The sequence below is a fragment of the Soehngenia sp. genome (assembly GCF_055108775.1).
In genome coordinates, this window is the sequence record NZ_JBSQIL010000010.1 from 13189 (window position 1) to 36377 (window position 23189).

Here is a 23189-nt window from a genome sequence, read left to right on the forward strand (position 1 = left end):
GGAGTTAAAATGAGCAACATACTTTTGATTGAACCGGACTACAAGAATAAATATCCACCTATAGGATTGATGAAAATATCAACTTATCATAAAATGTTAGGGGATGAAGTATATTTCTACAAAGGTAAAAATCCAATATTTAGAGATAAAAAATGGGATAGAATATATATATCAACATTATTCACATTTTATTGGGATAAAACAATAGATACGATAAAATACTATTTGGAAAGTACTCATAATAAAGAACAAATATATGTTGGTGGAGTAATGGCAACTCTTCTTCAGGAAGAAATATTGCAAGTAAAAGGTCTGGAAAATATTCAAATAATAAAAGGTTTAATTGACAAACCAAATATCTTAAACAATAATGATAATATTATTATTGATACACTTATTCCTGACTACAGTATTATAGAATACAGTGATACTCAAAGTTACAAATATCCAGTTAGTGATTCTTATATTGCTTATTCAACTAGAGGCTGTGTAAATAATTGTAAATTTTGTGTTGTGCCTTTAATAGAACCAGAATATAAAGACTATATTTCAATTAAAGGACAAGTAAATAGAATAAAGGAATTATATGGAGAAAAAAAAGACTTACTATTATTAGATAATAATGTTTTAGCCTCTAATCGATTTGAAGATATTATTAATGAAATTATTGATTTGGGATATGTTCAGAATGATAGCTACTATTATTATGAAAAAAATGGCAAAGTATATAAAAAAAGGAAATATGTAGATTTCAATCAAGGAGTCGATGCTAGATTAATCAATGAAAAAAACATGAAATTGTTGAGCAAGGTTGCAATTAAACCATTACGCATAGCATTCGATCATGCTAATGATGAGTATGTAAAAATTTATATTAAAGCAGTTAAAATAGCAGCAAAATATGGAATAAAAAATCTATCAAATTACTTGCTTTTCAATTTTGATGATAAGCCTGAAGATTTATATAAACGGATAGAAATAAATATTAACTTAAATGAAGAGTTTGAAAAATCACCTAATGAAAAAGGAACCAAAATATTTTCTTTTCCAATGAGATATTCACCTACTTCTGGATACCATTCAAAAGATAGGAAATATGTAGGAAAGTTTTGGTCACCTAAAAAAATAAGGGCTATTCAATGTATACTAGCTGCAACTCATGGAGTAGTTGGGCCTAAGAGATCTTTTTTTGAAAAAGCTTATGGGAAAAATGTTGAGGAATTCAATCAATTGTTGTTAATGCCAGAAAACTATATTATTTATCGCTCTAAATATAAAGATTTAGGATACGTGAATGAGTGGATAGAAGCATACAATAATATAAAGGACAACACAGAGGTTACTAAAATAATCGAAAGCAATAATTTTAAAAACATAGAGATGAATTTATTCAGCAGAGAGGAAAGGAAACTGTTAAGTCATTATTTGAAAAAGGGAAAAAGCAACTAAAAAAGATTAAGATGTATAAATTTAACTACTTAGAAATTTTTGATTAGCATATTTTAATAAGTCAAATCATCTAAAATAATATATTCCCATAAAAATAGATTTAAGGTTTTCTAAAAAATATATTTAATATAATACTTTTATACTTTTTTATAAAATTAAATAAAAAACTAACTAAATTAATCTAATAGGATTCTAAATAATAGGGGGTAAGTGCCAGATTTAAAATTAAGGGCTTAAAAAATTTTAAATCGAGTAAAGTTTATAAAAAAACAATAGATAATATAGAAATCACTTAACTTCTCAATATTTTCTCCATAGCTTTGCCATTTGCTAATTCATCAATCAATTTATCTAGGTATCTAATCTCTTTCATCAAGGAAGGGCTCATTTCTTGTATCTTTATGCCGCAAATAGTACCCTTTATTTTTTCTCTATTTTGATTGAGTTCTTTAGCATTTCCAAAGAATTCTTCAAATGTTACATTATTTTCTAGTGCTTTATTTAGTTCATCTTTGTTATATCCCGTAAGCCACATGATTATTTTATCGATATCTTCTATATTTTTCCCTTTTCTTTCAACTTTTTTTATATAGAGATCGTAAACTTGAGAAAAAGGCATATTATATATTTTGTGGTTTTCCATCTATTATCGCTCCTTTTAATTCTAGTCAATTTAATTATTACCCATATTATGATATAATTATTTAAAATCAGCTAAAGTTAAGCTTTTGATCAATAAAAAATTTTAATTATATAATTAACTTTCAATTTAAGTAGATTAAGTGACTAAAGTATTGGAGTGTTTTTATGCAAGAGGTAATCATTGAATTTGTCAATAATTATGGATATATAGCTGTATTTTTGTTGATATACATTGAAAATATCTTCCCTCCTATACCTTCGGAAGTAGTTTTACTTTCAGGTGGAGCATTAACTGTCACCACAAATATGAATGTATTTGGAACTATAGTTTATGCTACTTTGGGTTCAATGGTTGGGGCTATAACACTTTATTTAGTGGGAAGAGCTTTTACGAGAGAAAGCCTTATAAGTATTCTAAATACCAAGGTTGGTAGAAAGCTTCGTCTAAAACCGGAATCAATTGATAAAGCTCAAGAATGGTTTACTAAATATGAAGAAAAAGCGGTCTTAATATGCAGATGTATACCAATAGTAAGAAGCATAATTTCTATACCTGCTGGTTTTGCAAGGATGAATTTAATTAAATTTCTTATATTAACTTTAATTGGAAGTCTTGTATGGAACACTATTTTAGTAAATTTGGGAGCATTGTTTGGAGAAGCATGGGAAAATGCTTTAAAATACTATACTGGATATCAATATTTAGTTCTAGGAACAATAGCTATAATAATAGTATTTTTAACATACAGGGTAATAAAGAAGAAAAATTCTGCTTATTAAATTAAATGGGTATGTACTCAAAAAAATTTAGGAGTAAATAAAGATGAAAAAATACCAATAAAAATATTTACTCAAGAACTTGAGCAATTTCCATTTCATTGGCATGATGAGGCAGAAATAATATTTATATTGAAAGGTAAATACTGTATAAATATAGATAATGATATAACGGAATTAAGTCAAGGGGACATCTTTGTTATAAATAGCAGAGAAATTCACCTTCTAAAATCTTTTGGTGATGACAAATGTCGATTGCTTGTTTTTCAATTTGATCTCAATTATTTTGAAGATAAACATAGAGGAATTAATAATCTGACATTTAAAATTAAAGAAAGTGAAGCAAATAAAGCTTTTATAGAAAAAATAAAAAGCATTTTAGCAAGTATTATGGATCAGACACTTAAACGTGAAGAATATTATGAATTAAGAATAGAACTATTATTTACTGAATTAATGCTCATTCTAATTGATAATTTTTCACAAAAAATGGATAAAAACTCATTCGATATGAAAAAAGATTCTGAAAGGATAATGAAAATAATTGAATATATAAAAGATAATATAGATAATCCAAATTTAAACACACAATCAATAGCTGATAACTTTTATTTGAACAGTCAATATTTATCAAAGTATTTTAAAAAAAATACTGGCATCCCAATTAAAAAATTTATTGAGAATTTAAGAGTATCACGTTCGATCAATGATTTAAAATATACTGAACTAAAAATAGTAGATCTTGCGTTGAAAAATGGGTTTCCTGATGCCAAGAGCTATTATAGATCTTTTAAAGAAATCATAGGGACTACACCTAATGAATTTAGAAATGAAAATAAAGTTGAAATAGATAATTTTGACTATAAAAATTATTTTTCTATAAATACTGAAGAACTTCTCTCTGAACTCTTTTTATATCTAGATTATTCTAAGCCTATATTTTTAAGCTCAAATATAAAAACTAAAGAAATAAAGATTTCTTTAAATGTAGATGATAAAAAAGCTCAAATCCAAGATTTTAAAAAGCCTTGGGAAAGCCTTATTACTATAGGTTATTCTCTGGAAGGGCTAAGAAAAGACATATTTGATAATATTGCTAAAGCGCAAAAGGAAATAGGGTTTAAATTCTTAAGATTTCATGGTGTTTTTTCTGATTTTAGGTATATATGGTGAAAATACCAAAGGAGAAAGTTATGTTAATTTTCAGGAAATCGATATTTCATTTGATTTATTGATGGAAAACAAGATAAAACAATTTATTGAATTGACTTTTATTCCGAAAAAGATTTCTAAGGAGCAAAATGGAATTTTCCTTTGGAACGACTCTGTGAAAAATCCTTATGATATAAGTAAATTGAACAACCTTATAGATAAATTCATAAGACATCTAATTGATAGATATGGTATTAATGAAGTTAAAGGTTGGTATTTTGAAGTATGGAATGAACCAGAGATTGAAGGTGTATTTTGGGATGGTAGTAGAGAGGAATTTTTCAGATTTTTTGAAAATACATTTCAAACTATAAAAAACATATCTAAAGATCTAAAAGTTGGTGGAGTAGGAAATATCAGTTTCCTATTGTTTACAGATTGGGTTGATGATTTTTATAACTATTTGAAAAGCAGAGATATTATTTTGGATTTTTATTCCTTTCATGTATATTCAATTGACTTGGTTGAAGAAATTCAAGATTTTAAATCTTTAAAAAAAGAAATAGAAATCAATGGATCGGATTCTGCAAGGTATAAAGCCAAACTTGGAGATAGCAATAATATAAATGATTATATCGATTATACACTTAATAGGGTTAATGCTTTGAAGGGTTTTACCAAAAATGAGTATTGGATAACTGAATTTAACAGTTCTACATTACCCAATGATTTATTACATGATACTGTTTTTATGTCTAGTTTCCTTGTCAAAAATTACATAGATAATTTTCATAAGGTTGACGGCATTGGATACTGGACACTTACAGATTTAAACAATGAGCTTTCTATAAAAAAGGCTTTATTCCAAGGCGGATTTGGTTTAATCACTTACAACGGGATACCTAAGGCATCATATAATGCATATATACTTATGCATGAGTTAAAGGGCAAAGTTATAGATAAAAATGAAAATTATATAGTTCTTAAAGATGCAGAAAATATTTATTTGCTTTTTCACAACTATATACACTATGATCAGATGTATGAGAACTTAGACTTTTCAAAAATTAATGAAATAGAAAGATATAATATTTTTGAGGATATAAATTTAGCAGTCGAAATAGAATTGAAAGGAATCAATGGGAGATATAAAGTTGAACAATATATAGTAAATAGAAAAAATGGGTCGAGTTTTGACGCATGGGTAGAAATGGGTTATCCTGAGTATCCTGATGATTTTCAGGTACAATATCTTAAATCAAGATCAATTCCTAAAATAACATTTGAAGAAATTGAAATAAAAAATGCCTATAGAAACAATTTTATTCTTGATCCTCATGAAATCAGATTGATAAAACTCACTAAGCTATATAGATGATATGATGCACTTGATATCATTTATATAGCTTTTAATTTAGTCACAAAATGGTACTTATCAAGTACTAAAATGGAATACATAATTATTTGCTCAATAGTATAATATATTAAAATAAATATAGAGGGGAAGTTTAATATGTCAAATAAAAATTATTTAACAAGTAAAGCTGAACGTTTTTCGTATGGAGCTTGGTTTGTTGGACAAAATATTATATACTTCATGGTAATCTCATATTTAGCGATATTTCTGACTGATGAAGTAGGTATTGTAGAAGGAGCGGTTGCTACTTTATTTTTAGTCGCAAGAATTTGGGATGCTGTAAACGATCCCATGCTGGGCAGCTTAGTAGACAAGGCAAATCTTAAAAAAGGCAAATATAAACCATGGGTTGATGCTGTAACTATTTTAATGCCAATAATAACAATTTTAGTATTTTGGAATTTCAATGGTTCTTACGGATTCAACTTAGCTTATGCAAGTATTTCATATATAGTATTTGGAATGATTTATACTATTAGTGATGTTCCGATTTTTGCTTTAGCAACAGTAATGACAGACAATCCAGATGAGAGGGTGAGCATCATATCAATTGGGAGGGTTGCTGCAGGAGTTGCCTCTCTTATAATAGGAATTATTGCACCTCAATTAATTGCTAACCTAGGATATCAATCTACTATTATTTATCTTATGATAGTCTCATTTATATTGATGTTTCCATTGAGATTTTTAGTAAAAGAAAGAGTAAAGTACAAAAAAGAAGACAATGTAACTTTAAAGAGCATGATTAAAGCTGTTGCATCTAATAAATATTTGATGATTTTTTATCTAGCATATATTGCTATAAATGCAACATTTACTTCAATGACTATTGCTCCATATTTTGCCAAATGGAATATGGGAGATATAGGATTTAATACAATTATGATGGCTACTATGGCTTTGCCTATAATACTTCTTCCTGCATTGACTCCTATGTTGATAAGAAAATTTGGAAAAAGAAATATTTTTCTATTTGGAATAGGTTCATCAATTATATTCAGTATTGCTCAATATTTTGTTGGATATGAAAACGTTGTTTTATTTTTGATATTGAACTTCTTAAAGATGATAGGCCTGATCGCACCGATGATGATGAATGGAATGTTCAGTGCTGATTGTGTAGAGTATGGGGCATATACTACAGGGCAGAGAAACGCAGGGATGATATTTAGTGTTCAAACATTTTCAACGAAGCTGGGTAGTGCAATTTCAAGTGCATTGGCTTTAACTATAATATCATACTTTGGATACAGAGGAACTGCGCCAGTTCAGACAGCTGAAGCTTTAAATGGGATTTGGATAACATTAACTCTAGTTCCGATAATTGGCTTAGTGATAGCTTTTATCATTTTTGGCAAATACTATGATTTAAGTGAAGATGATGTTCAAAAGATGATTGATGAAATGAAAGAGAAGAATGTACTTGAAACGGAGTAAGGAGGTTTTTAAATGGAACAGGCAGAAAAAATAATAGAAAGATTAGATCTTGATGAGAAAATTAATATTTTATCCGGAAAGAACTTTTGGCAATTACATGATGTTCCTAAAGGAAATTTAAAGAGCATAATGCTAACTGATGGCCCAAATGGACTTAGAAAACAAGAAGATAGTGCAGATAATTTGGGATTAAATAATAGTGTAAAAGCAACATGTTTTCCAACGGCTAGTTGTATGGCTAGTTCTTGGGATGAAGAACTGATATATGAAGTTGGAGAACATTTAGCTAATGAGTGTTTGACAGAAAGAGTTTCAGTACTGTTAGGTCCTGGGATCAATTTAAAAAGGAATCCTTTGTGTGGTAGAAATTTCGAATATTATTCCGAAGATCCTTTATTATCTGGGAAAATGGCTAAATCTTGGATAAATGGATTGCAATCAAAACAGATAGGAGCTTCATTAAAACATTTTGCTGCAAACAATCAAGAATACTACAGAATGGTATCTGATTCTATAATAGATGAAAGAACACTCCATGAATTGTATTTAAAGGGATTTGAGATAGCTGTCAAAGAGTCTAAACCATGGACAGTAATGAGTTCGTATAACTATGTAAATGGAGTAAGAACGGGCGAAAGCAAAGAACTTTTAACCGATATCTTAAGAAATGAATGGGGATTTGATGGAGCTGTTGTTAGTGACTGGACTGCAGTTGATAATAAAGTTGCATCGATAAAAGCTGGGCTTGATTTAGAAATGCCAGGCAATAATGGGCTTTTCAATCAGGAAGTTAAAAGAGCTTTAAAATCAGGAGAATTGACTGTGGAAGAACTCGATAAAGCAGTTTTAAATGTTCTAAATTTGATTATAAAGGCACAAAATAATTTAGAAAAAGAACATAATTCTTATGATAAAGAAGCCCATCATAAATTTGCAAAAAAGGTTGCGACAGAAAGTGTTGTATTATTAAAGAATGAAAATTCTATTTTACCACTAACGACCAATAAAAAAGTAGCTTTAATCGGTGAATTTGCAAAAAAACCTAGATTTCAAGGAAGTGGTAGCAGTCAAATTAATCCTACAAAACTATCAAATGCTTATGATGAATTTAAGAAGAAGTTAGGGGATAATTTATTATTTGCTTCAGGGTATGATTTAAAAAAAGATGAAATCGTGGAATCTCTTTTAAAAGAGGCATGCGAAATTGCATCTAAAGCTGATATAGCTGTACTGATGGTAGGACTTCCTGACTCTTATGAAAGTGAAGGTTTTGATAGAAAACACATAGACATGCCACAAAGCCACAATGCCTTGATAACAGAAATATCAAAAATACAAAAAAATATTATAGTAGTTTTATCTAACGGAGCTCCTGTTACTATGCCTTGGGAAAATAATGTAGATGGAATTGTCGAACTTTATTTGGCAGGGCAAGCTTCTGGTGAGGCAATAACAGAAATTATATTTGGTGATGTAAACCCTTCTGGGAAATTAGCAGAAACATTTCCTCTATCATTAGAAACTGTGCCATCAACACATTTCTTTCCTGGAGAGCCAAGACAAGTACAGTACAGAGAAGGACTTTATATTGGATACAGAGCGCATGATAGTTTTAACACGGAAGTTTTATTCCCGTTTGGACATGGATTATCTTATACGAATTTCGAATATAGTGATATAAAGACTGATAAATTAAAGTACACTAAGGATGATTTGATAGAAGTGTATTTTAACCTTAAAAATACTGGAGATAGAGATGGTAAGGAAATTTGCCAGTTATATGTAGAAAAAGTTGATTCAAAAGTATATAGACCTAAAAAAGAATTAAAAGCTTTCTCAAAAGTAGAGTTAAAGTCAGGAGAGACAAAGCAAGTTATGCTCAGTTTTAAAGCATCAGATTTATTTGTTTTTCAAAATGGGAAGTTTAAAGTAGAATCGGGAAAATATATCATTCATGTTGGAGCATCATCTAGAGATATTAGGTTAAGTTTAGAGTTGGTTATTGATACTGATGATATTATATACGATGACAAATTAGATAAATATAAAAATATTACATCAAATTATATATTCACTGAAAAGGATTTTGAAAATTTACTAGGAAGACCTATTCCAAAACCAGTTGAATCGAAACCATACACAAGGAATTCAACTCTAGGAGAGATAAAGGACAATTTTATTGGCAAAAGATTATTAAGTGCTGTAGAAAAGCAAATATCAACCTTAGCCTCTGGAGATGACAATGCGATGAGTAACATGATCGATGCGATGATCTATCAAATGCCTCTAAGAACATTAGCAAGTTTCAGTGGAGGTGCAATATCCATCAATAGAATAGATGGGCTTGTAGATTTAATGAATAAAAAATACTTTTCTGGAATAGCGAAACTTATTAAAGGTTAACCACTATCCTCGATTTTTTCGAGGATTTTTCTTTTTCTAATTATAATATATAATGATAATAAAATATTGTTTATTTATACAATATTTCAGTTATTATCAATAGTAAACAAAAGATAAACTTAAGGATTTATTAATAGGAGGCAAATATGAAAGTTTTAGTTACTGGGTTTGATGCATTTGGTGGAGAAAAAGTAAATCCTGCTTTTGAAGCAGTAAAGAGATTAGAGGATAATATTGCAGGGGCAGAGGTCGTAAAAGTTGAGATTCCGACAGTTTTTAAAAAATCTATTGAAATATTAGACAGAAAAATAGAAGAAGAAAAACCCGATATTGTAATCTGTGTGGGACAAGCTGGTGGAAGATTTGATATTACAATTGAAAGAGTTGCCATAAATATAAGCGATGCTTCAATTAAAGACAATGAAGGGAATATGCCAATTGATGAAAAAATATTTGTAAATGGCGAAAATGCTTATTTTTCTTCGCTACCAATAAAATCAATTGTTTCAAATATAAGGTCAGAAAAAATACCAGCTAGCATTTCAAACACTGCTGGAACATATGTCTGCAATCACATCATGTATGGGCTGCTTTATCTGATTGACAAAAAGTATAAAAATGTTAGGGGAGGATTTATTCATGTGCCTTATCTTCCTGAGCAAGTGATAGATAAAAAGTCAACTCCAAGTATGAATATAAATGATATTATAGCTGCGCTTACAATAGCTATAAGAACATCTGTAGAAATTAAAGAAGACATAAAGTTAAGTTGTGGGAAAACTTGTTGATTTTAAAATGATATTTCCATTAAGTATAAAGAAAAAGTGCCGATATCTTATGAAGATAACTTTTTTACGCTTTTTGTGTAAATGTGATATGATTGTTTTAAAAGAAGAGAATTTAGATTTAAATTTTATTTGATTGTTAAGATAAATGAAGATGAAATTTGTCTTTTAGGGAGGGATTTTAATGGATTTAATTAAAATTAAAGAAGATGTAAGAACAGTAACTAGGCAACTTTTAGATGCTGCTAAATTGAATGAAAAAGAAGCAGTTGTGATAGGTGGCTCAACTAGTGAAATTATTGGAGAAAAATTAGGCTCTAGCTCAAATATAGAAATAGCACGTGCTGTAATAAGCGCTTTTGTAGAAGAAGTTAAAAAAGAAAATCTATATCCAGTAGTACAAGGATGTGAACACATTAATAGAGCTTTAGTTGTGGAAGAAGAATATGCAAAAATGATGAATTTAGAGATTGTAAATGTAATTCCAATTTTACATGCAGGTGGTGGATTTGCTACAGCAGCAATGGAAATATTTGAAAAACCTGTAGTTGTTGAAAATGTAAAGGTTAGTGCAGGAATAGATATTGGAGATGTATTCATTGGAATGCATTTAAAACCAGTGGGCGTAGTAGTAAGAAGTGAGATCAAAGAAATAGGTAAAGCCCATTTGAGTATGATTAGGACTAGACCTAAACTTATTGGAGGAGAAAGAGCTATACACAAAAAACTATAATTTTATGGTGATAACATGTTTTTTATTCTAGGAATCAGTCAAAAAGAAAAGAAATTGGATTATGATGAATTAGTTGTATGCAAGTGTTGTAATAAATATGGACACATTGAAGTTTTTTTAACTTACAGCTACTTTTTCTTGTTTTTCATTCCAATATTTAAGTGGAATAAAAAATACTATCTAAGAATGAGCTGTTGCAATGCATTAGCAGAAATTGAAGATGAATTAGGAAGAAAAATCGAAAGAAACGAAATATCTCATATAGACTTAGACAAAATAAATTTACATTGTAATAGCACTAGAGAGAAAATATGTTCAAATTGTGGCTATTTAGCAGAAGAAGATTTTATATATTGTCCAAGATGTGGTGAAAAATTATGATTTAGTTTGTGCAGTACTTATTTATTGCACTTAAATTTTGCATAATATTCTGGAGGGAAAAAATGAACTTATTAGAAGCTTTTGTAGAAGTAGCACCTTATATTAACGAATTAACTAACACAGATTTTTCTGTGTCAGTTTGTGATCTTGAAAAATGTTTAATGTATGTACCTGGTAAAACTCATGACCACAAACTTACGGTAGGCTCTAGACATGTTGAAAACTCAGCATCATATGATTGCATCAAACAAAAGAAAAAGATAATTAGAAGGGTTGATTCATCAGTATTTGGGTTTCCATATATTGCTATTGCAATTCCTATTTTTGATGATAACAACGAGATTATAGGATCTGTTACTTTTACAGAAAATACAAAAACCCAAGATGAAATGATAAATTTATCAAAAGAGCTGTATTTGAGTATCGAGAAATTAAATAAGATCACAGAAAGAATAAATTCAAACTCATTTGAACTAAAAAAACTGGATAGCGATTTATCAAATGTAATTCATGAGTCGAATGAAAAAGTTGAAGAGACTATGAAAATATTGGATTTTATAAAATCCATATCAGAAAAAACAAATATTTTAGGCATCAACGCTGCTATTGAAGCATCTCGCTTTGGTAATGAAGGTGGAGGGTTTGGAGTAATTGCAAAAGAAATAAGGAATTTTTCTGATGTCATTGATAGATATGTAAAGGAAGTTAATCTTACTACAAAAGAATTGAGCAATGCTGTAAATGGATTAAATGATTTATTTGACGAAATAACTAGCATTTCCCTAGAGCAAGGGAATATAACAGAAGATATAAATAATCTCGTATCTGAGCTAAAAAACAGATCTGAAAAACTTAATGAAATTATTTCTATGATAGAATAATTTTTATTGGCATGAATCTTGCTTATATAATTACTGTATGAAGTTATTATATAAGGAGGGTAATCATGAGATTAAAAGACAAAGTGGCAATAATAACAGGCGGAGCAAGAGGTATCGGCGAAGCTACAGCAAAGAAATTTGTTCAAGAAGGGGCAAAAGTAGTTATTGCAGATATTAATGAAAATGATTTAGCAACTACTGAAAAATACTTAAGAGAGCTTGGCGGAGAAGTCATGAGTATAGTAGTTGATGTTACTGATTCTGCAAGCGTTAACAACATGGTAGAAAAAACTGTTCAAAAATTTGGCAGACTTGATTGTATTGTTAACAATGCTGGAATCACAATGGATTCAACTCTATTAAAGATGACAGAAGAACAATGGGATAGGGTTATTGATGTAAATTTAAAAGGTGTATTTTTATGTGGACAAGCTGCTGCAAAAGTAATGGTAAATCAAGGAAGTGGAGTCATTTTGAGTGCTTCTAGTGTAGTAGGATTATACGGAAACTTTGGACAAACTAACTATGCTGCAACAAAATGGGGAGTAATTGGAATGACTAAGACTTGGGCAAAAGAATTAGGTAAAAAGGGAGTTAGAGCTAATGCTGTTGCTCCTGGATTTATCGCTACTCCAATGGTTGCAAAAATGCCTGAAAATGTAGTTGAAATGATGAAAGGGAAAGCACCATTAGGTAGACTTGGAGAACCTGAAGAGATAGCAAATGCGTATGCTTTTTTAGCATCTGATGAAGCTTCATTTATAACAGGAGCTTGTCTAGAGGTTACAGGAGGAGTAGTACTTTAAGCTGATGATTCTCATCAGCTTTATTTTTTTATGCTAATGTGCTAATATGAATATATATTAATATTTGGAGGAATGGCAATGGCTTCTTTAAATAGGGGAGAAATTAGCACAAATAGCACTAATAATGTTCAAAAGATGAACAATCAAATAGAGATTGGCCATGATACTGTATTGACAGAATACCTTGTAGATATGCTTCATAAGATATTTGATCCATTACCTGTACCTTTGATTCTAATTGACAAAGACTCTAGAGTTCGTATGATTAACCAAGTATTTGCTGATTTTTTGGGCTACCCAAAAGAGTATATAATAGGAAAACCGGTAGCTGATATTGATAAAAACACTAGATTCCCGTTTGTGTTAAAGAGTAAAAAATCTGAAATCGCATGGAAACATAAATTTGAAAATGGAAAGACTGCAATTGTTCATAGGATAGTAGTGTTGGATGAACATGAAGAAGTAAAATACGCGGTAGGAATGGTTCTATTTGAAGATTTAGAACAATTTAGAGACATAATTGAAAAGAATAAATTGCTAGAAAATGAAGTGCATCTGTATAAAAGTCAGTTAAAGGAAATGTATGGAGCTAAATACTCTTGGGATACCATAATAGGAAATAGTGAAAAGATGAGCCAAACAAAGTTTATTGCAAAAAGGGCTGCTCATTCGATTTCTAATGTTCTGATATTAGGTGAAAGTGGAACAGGAAAAGAGTTATTTGCTCATGCTATACACAATGATAGCACAAGAAATCACATGCCATTTGTAAAGGTAAATTGTGCTGCGATTCCAAGTGAGCTCTTAGAATCTGAGCTTTTTGGATATGAAGAAGGAGCATTTACAGGAGCTAAAAAAGGTGGGAAAATTGGTAAATTTGAACTTGCGAATGGAGGAAGCATTTTCTTAGATGAAATAGGGGATATGCCTTTGAAAATGCAAGCAAAACTGTTGAGGGTTCTTCAAGAGAGAGAATTTGAAAAAGTTGGAGGAAATAAGACCATAAAAACAGATTTAAGAGTTATTGCTGCAACAAACAAAGATTTAAAAAAGCTTATTTCTGAAGGGAAATTTAGAGAAGACTTATATTATAGATTAAATGTTATGACTATCGAGATTCCTCCGTTAAGAGAAAGAGTTGAAGATATAGAAGAGTTAACTAAGAAATTAATGGAAAAGCTTTCAAGTCAGCTAGGGATCTATGTCCCCAAAATTTCTCATAAAGCTTTAGAATTACTGAAATCATATAATTGGCCAGGGAATGTAAGAGAACTAGAAAATGTCCTAGAAAGAGCTATTAATTTGACAGAGACTGATACGATCTTACCAATACATTTACCGCTTTATATAACACAGAATAAACGAAAAATAGATCCAAACTCTATAGATTCACTTCAGAGCCTACTAGAACAAACAGAAAGAGAAGCAATAAAAAGCTGCCTTGAATATACTGATGGAAACAAATTAAAGACAGCAAAGATGTTAAATATAAGTAGAACTAGCTTATATACAAAGATAGAAAAATATGGGCTAGAGTAAATTGTACTATATTTGGACATGTCCAAATATAGTACATATTTTTTGCCTTAATTTTTATTGATTTCCTTACAAGAATGGCATAATTAAATAAAAATTTATTGGCATGGAAGTTGCATAATAAATATACAAACAGGAGGTGATATTACGAGTATAATTGATTGTTTAATACAGACTGCACCAATATATAGCGAATTAACAAATAAAAAGGTAGCAGTATCAATCTGTGATTTAGAAAAATGCCTTCTGTATATTCCTGCTATTGATCTTGATCATAAATTGAATATAGGAGATAGACACATTCAAAATACTTGTGCATATGAATGTATTCAAATTGGAGAAAAAATTGAAAGAAAAGTAGATTTTGATAATGGAAGACTAACTTACTATGCAGTTGCAATTCCAATTAGAGATGAAAATGGTGAAATTATAGGGGCGATATCCTTTTCTCAAAACTACAAACACAATGAGATGTTAAATGCTCTTGTAGATAATATATTTGATTCGTTTGAAAATTTTAGGGATTTATCTAGTCAAGTGCTTAATAATGCCAATGATTTAGAAAAACTAAATCAAAGATATTTAACGATAATAGAGTACTATAATAAGAAATTAGAATTACTGGATTCTCATTTGAGATTATTAAATGTATATGAAAAACTAGACACTTATAAAAATCAGATGGATATTGATGATCTAAATATAGGATTGAAGTTTGACATTGAAGAGATAAGGAAAATATCGAATGATTTCAAAACAATTTCAAGTCATCAAGTGGATTCTACTAGATATATTGCAAACACAACTGAGATAATTTCTAAAAGGATATTAAAGCTCAAAGAACAAGTAAAAAATATAATTTAATATTAAGTTGGCACATTAATTGCATGATTAAAATTTAGGAGGGATATCATGTTAAAAAAGATTGAATTACCTAATGGAGAAACCTTAGCTTATAGAAAGCATGGAAATGGGGAAAAGGTTTTACTACTGATCCATGGGAATATGTCATCATCAATGCATTGGGATACTGTAATGGAGAGGCTACCTGATGATTATACTGCATATGCTATGGATATGAGAGGGTTTGGGGCATCAAGTTACAACAATAGATTTAATTCATTAAGAGATTTATCTAATGACATAAAGTTATTTTGTGATGCATTAAAACTAGATAAATTCTCTATAGTTGCTTGGTCAACTGGTGGTGGAGTTGCAATGTACTTTGCAATTGACTATCCAGAAATGGTAGAAAAGATAGTGTTGGTAGAATCTGTTGGAATTAAGGGTTATCCAATATTTAAAAAAGATGAAAACAACCAACCAATTTTGGGACAGTTTTTGACTACTAAAGAAGAAATTGAAAATGATCCAGTTCAAGTACTGCCTATATTAAAGGCTTATGAAGATAAAAATAAAGACTTCATCAAATTTGTTTGGGATAATACCATATATACCTTTAAAAAACCTGATGAAGAAAGATATCAAAGATATCTAGATGAGATTTTAATGCAAAGGAATTTAGTTGACATAGATTATTCTTTAGTTCATTTTAACATTTCTCACGAACACAATGGTGCAGAACAAGGAACTGGAGAAGTCGATAAAATAACTCAACCTGTTTTAGTTATGCAAGGAGAAAACGATATAGTAGTACCAAAGGAAATGGGAATCGAAATGGCCGCTGCAATAGGAGATAATGCGAAATTAGAATTGTTGCCTAACGGTGGGCACGCACCGATGGAAGATGATTTAGATAGATTTATGAAAGTAACATTAGAATTTTTGGCATAAAGGGGGGTTTTAAGTGGCAAATTTGAATACAAATGTTGGTATTTTAGGAACAGGAATATACATTCCTAAAAACAGAATGACAGCAAAAGAAATATCAGAGGCCACAAATGGCTTGTGGACAGAACAAGCAATAATTGAAAAACTAGGCATTATTGAAAAACCTATACCAGGTGATGGAGATGGAACTCAAGAGATGGGAGTTAAAGCAGCTTTAGATGCTTTAGAAAGGACTGGTCTAGATCCAAAAGAAATCGACTTAATTCTTTGCATTGGGGAAGAATGGAAGGAATATCCTTTGACAACATCTGGAATATACATTCAAGAAAAGATAGGGGCAGATAATGCTTGGGCAATTGATGTTCAACAAAGATGCTGTTCTACAGTTTCTGCGATGAAAATAGCTAAAGACATGATGATTGCTGATGATGAAATAAATACAGTTATGATAGTTGGCGGATACAGAAACGGTGATTTTGTTGATTATACAGATAAAGATATGTCTATGATGTACAACTTAGCTGCTGGTGGCGGAGCTATAATACTAAAGAAAAATTTAAATAGAAACGTCTTATTGGGCACTCATATAGTAACAGATGGTTCAATGGCAAGAGATGCAGGGGTTGAGTTTGGGGGCATAGAAAAGCCAATAACAAAAGAAAATGTAGATATTGCATATAAATCACTTAGGTTATTCGATGCAAAACACATGAAAGATAGATTGAATGAAGTGTCATTAAAAAATTGGTATCATTGCATAGATAGAGCATTTGAAAAATCCAACATAAGTAAAGAAGAATTAGGTTATCTTGCAGTACTACACTTTAAATACTCACAGCATAAAGCTATGCTTGAACACCTAGGGCTTACAGAAGATCAAACTAATTATCTTTCTCACTATGGCCACATTGGTCAGATAGACCAAATACTATCACTACAACTTGGTTTGGAACAAGGGAAGATAAAGGAAGGCACTGTTATTTCAATGATAGCAGCAGGAATAGGTTATGCGTGGGCAGCAAACGTAATTAAATGGGGAAAATGGGAGGACTAGACATGGATTTTGAGAAGATATATAAGAGTAAATTACTATCAGTTGAAGAAGCTTTAAGTCTTGTAAAATCGGATTATAATTTAGTTTCTGCATTGGCGGCTGCTGAGCCTAGAGAGTTTTTATCAAATCTTCATACAATAGCGGATAGAGTAAAAAATGTAAATGTTTCCACGTGTTTGCCTTTAGGGGATTATGAATATTTCATGAATCCAAAATACAAAGAAAGCTTTCAAATGGATGGATGGTTTTTTACACCTGCAACCAGAAGAGCCCATAAAAATGGAAATGTTTCTTTTATACCAAATCATTTACACTTAGCTGCAAAAAAGAGGATATTTCATAGAAAACCTAATATATTTTTAGGCACGGGTGCACCAATGGACAAACACGGCTATGTATCACTTTCATTAAGTACAACTTATGAGAGGGAAATGATTGATGCGTCCGATATAGTAATAATTGAGATAAATCCAAACATGCCAAGGACTTTTGGAGATTCAGTAATCCATATTAATGACATAGATTATGTCATAGAAGCAAATTATCCTGTTCCCGAACTAGAAATAGTAGAACCTTCAGAGAAAGATACGATCATCGGGAGGTATATTGCAGATCTTATTGATGATGGTTCAACCATACAATTAGGAATTGGTGGAATTCCAAATGCCGTAGCTAAAGAACTTATGCATAAAAAAGACCTCGGAATTCACACAGAGATGCTTACTGATGGGATGGTTGACTTATACAATGCAGGAGTAATCACTGGTAGATACAAGACTTTAATGCCAGGGAAGATGGTTACAACTTTCGTACTAGGTACTAAAAAACTATATGACTTTGTTGATGATAATCCTGGTGTAAATGTAATGAGAGGCTCATGGGTTAATGACCCATATATAATTGGTCAAAACTACAAGATGGTTTCGATAAACACCACGATAGAGATAGATTTAACTGGGCAATGTGCATCAGAATCAATAGGACATGTGCAGTTTAGTGGTACTGGTGGACAGGCTGACACAGCGATTGGTGCTCAAAACTCAGTAGGAGGAAAATCCATCATAGCACTTTATTCAACTGCAAATGTAAGAGTGGACGGATCTGATGAAAGAAAGACAATTTCAAAAATCGTGCCTGCATTAGCCAAAGGAGCTGCGGTGTCATTGTCTAGAAATGATGTAGACTATGTAGTTACTGAATATGGAGTAGCTTCACTTAGGGGAACATCTATTAGGGAAAGAGTAAAAGCTTTGATAAATATTGCTCATCCTGATTTTAGAGAAGAATTAGAAAGAGAAGCTTTCGAGTTGATGATTTGGTAGAGAAGGAGGGATAGAATGAATGGGGAAAAAAAGGATTTCATTAGCACTATTATTAATAATAATAGTTAATGTTTTATTGACCGATGTATATGCTACTTCAGATTTTGATTATAGCCCTATTAACATTTTTGACGATAGTATTTATTGGGAAAAAATTGAATTGCTAAAAGATTCTAACAGAAACATAAAACAGGAAAAATTTATTAAAGATAATGAACATAATATTCAAGAGATAATAAGTTCATTTAATGGTGATGCTTCTCCTAACTCTCAATATTTTTTATTGCATTATGCTCCTGGATGGGATACTGGGACAAAGGAAACCCCTGTGATATTGGTACATGGTGCAGGGAAAAGCGGTAATTTTTTTATTGATCCTTTAGAAAATAGCTCGACAACGGGTCTTGCTCAATATTTAGTTACAAAAGGTTATAAAGTTTTTGCAATAACATTTGCACATCCTCATGGTGATAATTACTATCAAAGCGAAATATTGTCTGATGCTATAGAGAAGGTTAAAGCTGTTACTAATTCTGATAAAGTAGATATAATAGCACATAGTAAAGGGAATGTACCTGCTAGAATGTATTTATCAAATGTAAAAAAAAGTTGGGGGACATCATATAGGGGAGATGTAAGAAGATATATTCAATTAGGTGCTCCAAATGGAGGCATAGACTTTACATTTAGGAATCCAAATATGGCTTGGAGCATAATGGCTACGGGAGCCTATGGTCCAGTACCATATACAAAGATGTTATTATATGGTCTATGGAGCGATACCACATATCATAGCATATATTCTGAAGGTGGAGCATATCCAGGTCAATCGCAAATGCTTGCTAGATGGGATAAAACATACCCGTTAAATATTTACCAGCAAGACTGGTATACAACTTACTATGGAGGTTTAGGATTTGCAAGCTATTCTTATGGAATAGATTATGCAATAAACCAGGGAGGTAATTTAATTGAAATACTTAAAAATTCCCCAATAGGATCTGGTGTTGAGATTGCCATATTATCAGGAAATAAAAATATTATTAATGGCATACCATGGGAAATAACAGGAGCAAGTGATGGACTAATATTTGTGAAAAGTGCAACTGACACATCATCAATGGAAGAAGCAGGAGCAAATATAATAGCCAATGATACTTATTATCTAAATCACTTGGAATTAGCATATAGTAAATCAGCAATGGAATGGGTCTATTATCAATTGTCAAGATGAAGGAAAGAATTTATCACTGTAATAATTTATAAAAAACTAAAGAAAACTTAAAAGAGTCTAAAAATTTACAAAAGTTTTCAAAATTCAAAGATTAAGTTAACAAGGAGGTGATTACTTTGTTATAAATGTCTTGTATTTATTAGCAATGAAGGCTAAATTTTTAATTAATCAAGGAGGGAATTTTAGTGAATAATAATGACAAAGCAGTCCTATTATTATTAATTTCTGCCATCTTACTGTTAATTTCTCAACTTACTGAAAATTCATTATTTTTTGCAATAGCGTTTCCAATATTGATATTTTCATGGATGTGGCTAGGAGCACTAAAAAATGGAAAAGTAAGAGGCATAGCAAAATATTCTTTAGTAGGTTTGTTGATTATTTGGCTTGTAGGATTTGTAGCAATGGAAAGAATTGATCATTCTAACTTTGGAGTATTTTTTGGAGGTTTGCCATTAGGAACGGCAATAATGATGTATTTCACTTGGTTTTTACCTTTTTTAGTTGGCACAGTAACATATAGCTTAAGATTTGAAAAAGATTATTTAACAATGGAAGATTTGGAAGAATTTTCGAAAAAAGCTGATGTGAAAATGGAAGATTTAATAAACATTGACAAATAATTAAAAGTAAAAGCTAAGGAGGTATATAAATGAATACTATCAGGGTTGTAATGGGAATATATATGTTAGTAGTCCTATATATTGGATATTGGGCAATGAAACAGACCAAAAGTAGTTCGGATTTTTTCGCAGCAGGGAAAAAATTAGGGCTCTATGCTTTAGCAATGGCGTCCTTTTCTGCTGCTATATCTGGCTGGGTATTTGTTGGCGGACCTGGCCTATACTATAGAATAGGGCAAGCGTCTCTTTGGATGACTTTCCCAACCTCTGTATCATTTTTAATGGCTTGGATTATTTTAGGTAAAAGAATGAGACTTTTAACAGACGCAAAAGGATGTTTGACTGTATCGGATGCGATTTATGAAAGATATAATTCAAAACTAGTAAGTGGTATTGCAGCAACAGCTTTGTTAGTAGGATTGGTTTTGTATTTAGCTAATCAAATTACAAGTTTTGCTTTCATATTGTCCCCAATATTTAATATAAGCCACGAATGGGCAGTAATTGTAGGGATGCTGATTGTTTTATTTTATTCTGTAGCAGGAGGCATGCTTGCGGGAGCATATACAGATGTTTTTCAAGGGACTACTATGATAATAGCATCTATATTGATATTTTTTGCTTCATTAAATGCAGGTGGGGGCACAGTAAATATGACTACCACAATAGCTAATGGTATGGAAAATGGGGCAAATTTTGTTGGACCATGGGGATTAACATCTCCAATTACTGCAATGAGTTGGTTTTTCTTATTAAGCATAGGAATAGTTGGTCAACCTCACATAGTTCATAAATTTTTTATGGTTAAAGACACAAATGAATTGAAATGGGGTCCTACACTAGCAGCAGTTGGTGGTATGTTGGCTGGATTACTATGGTTTGGCGTAGGATTAGTAGTGAAACACTTATCTTTATCTGGACAACTATCGGCAGAATCAATGGCTCTATTAGCTCAATCTGCGGATAATACTATAGTCGTATTTCTAAACAACTATGTTCCTAAAATAATAGCAGGAGTAGTATATGCCGGCATAGCATCTGCAATTATGTCAACTGCAGATTCGTTTATAAATATTGCTTCGGCAGCTATTGTAAGGGATTTGCCTTTTTCTTTCGGTAAAAAATTGAATTCTAAGCAAGAGCTAAATTATGGGAGGATAGCAGTTATTATTCTTTCTATAATAACAGTAATCTTAGCACTTACTTTAGGATCACAAGGAATAGCTTTACTTGGTGCTTTTGGATGGGGAACTTTTGCGGCAGCACTTGCACCTGCAGTAGGCATAGGATTTAATTGGAAGAGAGGGACTAAAGAAGGAGCTTTGTGGGCTATAATTGTAGGACTTGTATTAAATGTGGGATTAGAAGTAGCAAAAACCTTAGGATTATCTTTTTATGTAAATAGTATTGGAAGCAAAGGAATATATAATGGAACCTTGTCTTTAGCAGTCTCAATAATAGTTTATATAGTTGTTTCTTATATGACTAAAGAACAACCTTTAGATAAACAAATGGAAGCTTTATTAGATGCATAGGGGGAAAATCATGAATGAAGAAATATTAGGATATTTAACAGATTATTTTCAGATGAATGATTTTTTTACAAATTTTTATGAAATTATATTTACAGATAAGAGGATTCTCATAATAAATTCTGGAGAGACTTTTAGGGCATGGATTACTAGAGCAGATGTAGCTTATAACAAAAGGCAAAAAATTTTTAATATGAATAATATAGAAGATATATATAATAACTTTAAAGATGAAGAAATAGAAAGTATTTATTTTAAGGATGCTGAGGAGATTATATTAACTGAAAAAACATTTATAAAAAACGGGAAAATTCAAATTAAATTAAAGGATGATGGTAAAAAGATCTACTATACTAACAAAAAAAATTCTCTTGAGAATTTTAAGAAAACGTTTAAAAATAATACAATACCTATTAATGTTGTAGTTAACTAATGTTGAAAGGGACCTTGAAGAAGTAAATAGGTCCCTTTTAACCTCAGAAAAAGAAGTTACACTGTCATTGTCTAGAAATGATGTGGACTATGTAGTAACAGAATATGGGATTGCATCTCTTAGAGGAACATCGATAAGGGAAAGAGTTAAGGCTCTGATAAATATTGCACATCCTGATTTTAGAGAAGAATTACAAAGACAAGCTAATGAATTCATGATTTGGTAGAAAGGAAGGCCTAAGATGCCAAGTGTAAAAATAAATGGATATGACATATATTTTGAAGTTTATGGAGAAGGGGAGCCAATTGTATTATTAAATGGCATAATGATGTCAACATCAAGCTGGACTAGTTTCATAGATGTATTTAGCAAAAACAACAAATTAGTGTTAATTGATTTTTTAGATCAGGGAAAATCACAAAAAGCAAACGAACCTTATTCTCAAGACCTTCAAGCAGATATTGTAAAAGGTGTAATAGAAGAATTGCATTTAGATAAGATACATCTTGTTGGTGTTTCATATGGAGGAGAAGTTGCATTAAAATTTGCATTAAAATATCAAAATAAATTATCGTCTCTAATAGTTGCTAATACAACAAGTTATACCACACACTTGTTAAAAGATGTGGGCAAATGCTGGAATTATACAGCAAAAAATCATGACGGAAGAGCTTTTTTTAAGGCTACAATGCCGTTTATATATTCAGTAGAATTTTACGAAGAAAATATTGAGTGGCTTAAAAAAAGAGAGGATATGTTTGTAACGATATTTGATGATGAGTGGTATGAAGCATATGTAAG

The 23189-nt window shown here is 30.9% G+C and carries 23 protein-coding genes; 22 read left to right on the forward strand and 1 reads right to left on the reverse strand.

The features are described from left to right. Positions 1-9 precede the first annotated feature (9 nt). Positions 10-1449 carry a radical SAM protein gene (locus ACTB1H_RS02635; protein ID WP_463261277.1) on the forward strand — a complete coding sequence of 480 codons (1440 nt, stop codon included), beginning with the start codon at positions 10-12 and terminating at the stop codon, positions 1447-1449. A gap of 292 nt (positions 1450-1741) precedes the next feature. Here ACTB1H_RS02635 and ACTB1H_RS02640 read toward each other — a convergent pair whose 3' ends face one another. Then, a complete protein-coding gene (locus ACTB1H_RS02640) occupies positions 1742-2092 on the reverse strand; it encodes a DUF2200 domain-containing protein (protein ID WP_463261278.1) in 351 nt (116 codons plus the stop codon). 164 nt (positions 2093-2256) lie between these two features. Here ACTB1H_RS02640 and ACTB1H_RS02645 point away from each other — a divergent pair, with 164 nt between their 5' ends. From ACTB1H_RS02645 to ACTB1H_RS02745, 21 genes are all read left to right on the forward strand, one after another. Continuing rightward, positions 2257-2871 (forward strand): DedA family protein, encoded by a 615-nt coding sequence (locus ACTB1H_RS02645; protein WP_463261279.1) that lies wholly within the window; start codon positions 2257-2259, stop codon positions 2869-2871. 63 nt (positions 2872-2934) lie between these two features. Continuing rightward, positions 2935-4041 carry an AraC family transcriptional regulator gene (locus ACTB1H_RS02650; RefSeq protein WP_463261298.1) on the forward strand — a complete coding sequence of 369 codons (1107 nt, stop codon included), beginning with the start codon at positions 2935-2937 and terminating at the stop codon, positions 4039-4041. Then, positions 4007-5398, forward strand: coding sequence for a GH39 family glycosyl hydrolase (locus ACTB1H_RS02655; RefSeq protein WP_463261280.1), 1392 nt, complete (start codon positions 4007-4009; stop codon positions 5396-5398). Before ACTB1H_RS02650 ends, ACTB1H_RS02655 begins: the two co-directional genes overlap by 35 nt. Positions 5399-5533: 135 nt before the next feature. Further along, complete coding sequence (locus tag ACTB1H_RS02660) at positions 5534-6874, forward strand: MFS transporter (protein ID WP_463261281.1); 1341 nt, start codon at positions 5534-5536, stop codon at positions 6872-6874. 12 nt (positions 6875-6886) lie between these two features. After that, the gene (locus tag ACTB1H_RS02665) at positions 6887-9277 is read left to right on the forward strand and encodes a glycoside hydrolase family 3 C-terminal domain-containing protein (RefSeq protein WP_463261282.1); all 2391 of its coding nucleotides are present in this window, start codon (positions 6887-6889) and stop codon (positions 9275-9277) included. 146 nt (positions 9278-9423) lie between these two features. Next, the gene (gene pcp, locus ACTB1H_RS02670) at positions 9424-10065 is read left to right on the forward strand and encodes a pyroglutamyl-peptidase I (protein WP_463261283.1); all 642 of its coding nucleotides are present in this window, start codon (positions 9424-9426) and stop codon (positions 10063-10065) included. 181 nt (positions 10066-10246) lie between these two features. After that, positions 10247-10795, forward strand: coding sequence for a TIGR01440 family protein (locus ACTB1H_RS02675; protein WP_463261284.1), 549 nt, complete (start codon positions 10247-10249; stop codon positions 10793-10795). Positions 10796-10810: 15 nt separating this feature from the next. Further along, positions 10811-11176, forward strand: a complete 366-nt coding sequence (locus ACTB1H_RS02680) for a zinc ribbon domain-containing protein (protein ID WP_463261285.1) — start codon at positions 10811-10813, stop codon at positions 11174-11176. A gap of 62 nt (positions 11177-11238) precedes the next feature. Then, positions 11239-12057 carry a methyl-accepting chemotaxis protein gene (locus ACTB1H_RS02685; RefSeq protein ID WP_463261286.1) on the forward strand — a complete coding sequence of 273 codons (819 nt, stop codon included), beginning with the start codon at positions 11239-11241 and terminating at the stop codon, positions 12055-12057. Between the two features lie 65 nt (positions 12058-12122). Further along, a complete protein-coding gene (gene fabG / locus ACTB1H_RS02690; RefSeq protein ID WP_463261287.1) occupies positions 12123-12863 on the forward strand; it encodes a 3-oxoacyl-ACP reductase FabG in 741 nt (246 codons plus the stop codon). Positions 12864-12941: 78 nt separating this feature from the next. Continuing rightward, positions 12942-14402 (forward strand): sigma-54 interaction domain-containing protein, encoded by a 1461-nt coding sequence (locus ACTB1H_RS02695; protein WP_463261288.1) that lies wholly within the window; start codon positions 12942-12944, stop codon positions 14400-14402. A gap of 276 nt (positions 14403-14678) precedes the next feature. After that, positions 14679-15263, forward strand: a complete 585-nt coding sequence (locus ACTB1H_RS02700) for a hypothetical protein (protein WP_463261289.1) — start codon at positions 14679-14681, stop codon at positions 15261-15263. 48 nt (positions 15264-15311) lie between these two features. After that, the gene (gene phaZ / locus ACTB1H_RS02705; RefSeq protein WP_463261290.1) at positions 15312-16193 is read left to right on the forward strand and encodes an intracellular short-chain-length polyhydroxyalkanoate depolymerase; all 882 of its coding nucleotides are present in this window, start codon (positions 15312-15314) and stop codon (positions 16191-16193) included. A gap of 13 nt (positions 16194-16206) precedes the next feature. Then, positions 16207-17244 (forward strand): 3-oxoacyl-ACP synthase, encoded by a 1038-nt coding sequence (locus ACTB1H_RS02710; RefSeq protein WP_463261291.1) that lies wholly within the window; start codon positions 16207-16209, stop codon positions 17242-17244. A 2-nt stretch (positions 17245-17246) separates the two neighbouring features. Further along, positions 17247-18566 carry an acetyl-CoA hydrolase/transferase family protein gene (locus tag ACTB1H_RS02715; protein WP_463261292.1) on the forward strand — a complete coding sequence of 440 codons (1320 nt, stop codon included), beginning with the start codon at positions 17247-17249 and terminating at the stop codon, positions 18564-18566. A gap of 19 nt (positions 18567-18585) precedes the next feature. Next, positions 18586-19800 carry an esterase/lipase family protein gene (locus ACTB1H_RS02720; protein ID WP_463261293.1) on the forward strand — a complete coding sequence of 405 codons (1215 nt, stop codon included), beginning with the start codon at positions 18586-18588 and terminating at the stop codon, positions 19798-19800. A 185-nt stretch (positions 19801-19985) separates the two neighbouring features. Continuing rightward, positions 19986-20423 (forward strand): hypothetical protein, encoded by a 438-nt coding sequence (locus tag ACTB1H_RS02725; RefSeq protein WP_463261294.1) that lies wholly within the window; start codon positions 19986-19988, stop codon positions 20421-20423. Positions 20424-20452: 29 nt separating this feature from the next. Then, positions 20453-21958: a sodium:solute symporter family transporter gene (locus ACTB1H_RS02730; RefSeq protein ID WP_463261295.1), complete on the forward strand. Its 1506-nt coding sequence runs from the start codon at positions 20453-20455 to the stop codon at positions 21956-21958. Positions 21959-21968: 10 nt separating this feature from the next. Continuing rightward, entirely contained in the window at positions 21969-22388 is a 420-nt protein-coding gene (locus ACTB1H_RS02735; RefSeq protein ID WP_463261296.1) for a hypothetical protein, read from the forward strand. Positions 22389-22449: 61 nt separating this feature from the next. Then, positions 22450-22614: an acetyl-CoA hydrolase/transferase C-terminal domain-containing protein gene (locus ACTB1H_RS02740; protein WP_463261299.1), complete on the forward strand. Its 165-nt coding sequence runs from the start codon at positions 22450-22452 to the stop codon at positions 22612-22614. A 15-nt stretch (positions 22615-22629) separates the two neighbouring features. Then, positions 22630-23189 (forward strand): alpha/beta fold hydrolase (locus ACTB1H_RS02745; protein ID WP_463261297.1); only part of this gene is annotated, 560 nt, incomplete at its 3' end.